This window comes from Pseudomonas sp. Sample_16 (genome assembly GCF_004307665.1).
In the GTDB taxonomy this organism is placed as follows: domain Bacteria; phylum Pseudomonadota; class Gammaproteobacteria; order Pseudomonadales; family Pseudomonadaceae; genus Aquipseudomonas.
This window is the reverse complement of sequence record NZ_RCOB01000114.1, coordinates 1-1,903: the sequence shown is the minus strand read 5'-3', so window position 1 is coordinate 1,903 and position 1,903 is coordinate 1. Positions and strand designations below refer to the sequence as shown.

At 59.1% G+C, this 1,903-nt stretch carries 3 protein-coding genes and 1 riboswitch; of the genes, 1 reads left to right on the top strand and 2 read right to left on the bottom strand.

The window, feature by feature from the left end:
- Both D8U69_RS16435 and D8U69_RS16430 read right to left on the bottom strand, forming a co-directional pair.
- The coding region (locus D8U69_RS16435; protein ID WP_130907730.1) for a hypothetical protein at nt 1-398 on the bottom strand (398 nt) is incomplete at its 3' end.
- 167 nt (nt 399-565) lie between these two features.
- A complete protein-coding gene (locus D8U69_RS16430; RefSeq protein ID WP_130906107.1) occupies nt 566-811 on the bottom strand; it encodes a hypothetical protein in 246 nt (81 codons plus the stop codon).
- A 279-nt stretch (nt 812-1,090) separates the two neighbouring features.
- Nucleotides 1,091-1,191: riboswitch (guanidine-I (ykkC/yxkD leader) on the top strand.
- Nucleotides 1,192-1,252: 61 nt separating this feature from the next.
- On the opposite strand from D8U69_RS16430, the gene D8U69_RS16425 reads away from it, so the two are divergent.
- On the top strand, nt 1,253-1,903 hold a 651-nt coding region (locus tag D8U69_RS16425; RefSeq protein ID WP_177434577.1), incomplete at its 3' end, for a putative urea ABC transporter substrate-binding protein.

Here is a 1,903-nt window from a genome sequence, read left to right as displayed (position 1 = left end):
CTGTCCCAGCCACCACGGTCACGACCGTCCCAACCACCACGGTTGCGGCCATCCCAGCCATGACTCTGATGCGCCCGGTAGTCGGGGCGCGACTGATAGTGGCGCGGCGCCGTCTGGTAGTAGCGCGGTGCGGGTTGGTAGATCCGCGGCTGCGAGTAATAGCGCGGCGTTGGTTTGTAATATCGCGCAGGAGGCGCGTAGTAACGGGCGGGTGGCGAGTAATAACCGCCATTGGAATAGTAACGATCGCCCCCGGCGTAGTAGCCCGGCGCTGGCGAGGTATACACCTCGGAACTGTAGTAGCTGACGCCTCCATCGGAATAAGGCACGCATGCACCCAGGGATAAGCCCGACACAGCAATCAAAAGCACTCGACGCAGCATTTTTAGACAGAGCATAGCGGCCTCCTGGACCGCGAGTGAGCCGCACCAGCGACGCTGGCGGGCGACAGTCAATGATTCGGCGACTGTCGAAAGATCAGACATCGAATTCCGAATCCGGTGCGTCCCAGCAACAAGTTGAAACATCTGCCCGATGAAAGGTTTTTCATCCATTCACGGGCTGATTAGTGGTGACCATGGCGATATCCACCGCCGTAATGCCGAGGCCCGTGCCCGCCCCAGTAGTAATAGCGGTAGCCACCATAGAAGCGCGGACCGCCGTAGTAATAGCGTGGGCCGTAATAGTAGGAATAAGGTGAATAACCAGGGTAGTAATAAGGCGAGGAGTACACGTCGTAGGAGCCGGTGTAGTAATAACAACCGGTCAACCCGAGCCCCAAAAAAGCACCGAGCAACAGTCGACGAAACATGGCGGCCTCCTGAAAGACCCACAATCGGAGCAGGCCCGACTGACACCTGTTTTGACTGAAATTCCCTCACCGAGTGCCGGATCGCAGTGACCTTCGGATCAGCGGCCGCCCGCGCCACATCTCAGTGCATCGACGCACCATCTCAAAGCAGCCCGCCCCTCGCGCACTCACCGTAGATGTTGCACGCCCCCACGCTAGAGGCCTTCTACGGACTTGGCACGGGTCTCGCTTTAGCAATCGCGTGCAGGAGTCATCACAGGTTCGCGGCACCACAATTTGCAAATGGCTGACTAGGGTTCCGGCTCGCAAGTGCGAGTGACTGGTCCGAGAGTTGGCGACCTCCAGTTGAGGTTACACGGCGGGACAAAAGCCCGGGAGACAAGCCACCGTTCGCGGTGCCGCGTTGACTCCTGCCCGCCCTTATCAACTGGAGATTCCGAAATGTCCCGACTACGTTTCCCCGCCTTGCTCGCCGCCGCGTTTGCAGCGTTGCTCAGCAGCCAATCCCAGGCCGCCCAGAAAGACCACTTCAGCGTTTGCTGGACGATTTATGCCGGCTGGATGCCCTGGGAATACGCCGGCAGCCAAGGCATCGTCGATAAATGGGCGAAGAAGTACGGCATCAAGATCGATGTGGTGCAGCTCAACGACTACGTCGAATCCATCAACCAGTACACCGCCGGCCAGTTCGACGGCTGCACCATGACCAACATGGATGCGCTGACCATTCCGGCCGCTGGCGGCGTCGACAGCACCGCGCTGATCGTCAGCGATTTCTCCAACGGCAACGACGGCATCGTGCTTAAAGGCGAAGGCAAGAAAGTCGCCGACCTCAAGGGCATGGACGTCAATCTGGTCGAGCTCTCGGTGTCCCACTACCTGCTGGCCCGGGCCCTGGATTCGGTGGATCTCACTGAGAAAGACCTGAAAGTGGTCAACACCTCGGACGCCGATATCTCGGCGGCCTTCAACACCGATCAGGTCAACGCCGTCACCACCTGGAACCCGATGCTCTCGGACATCAAGGCCAAACCTGCGGTGACCGAAGTCTTCAACTCCAGCCAGATCCCCGGGGAAATCATGGACATGATG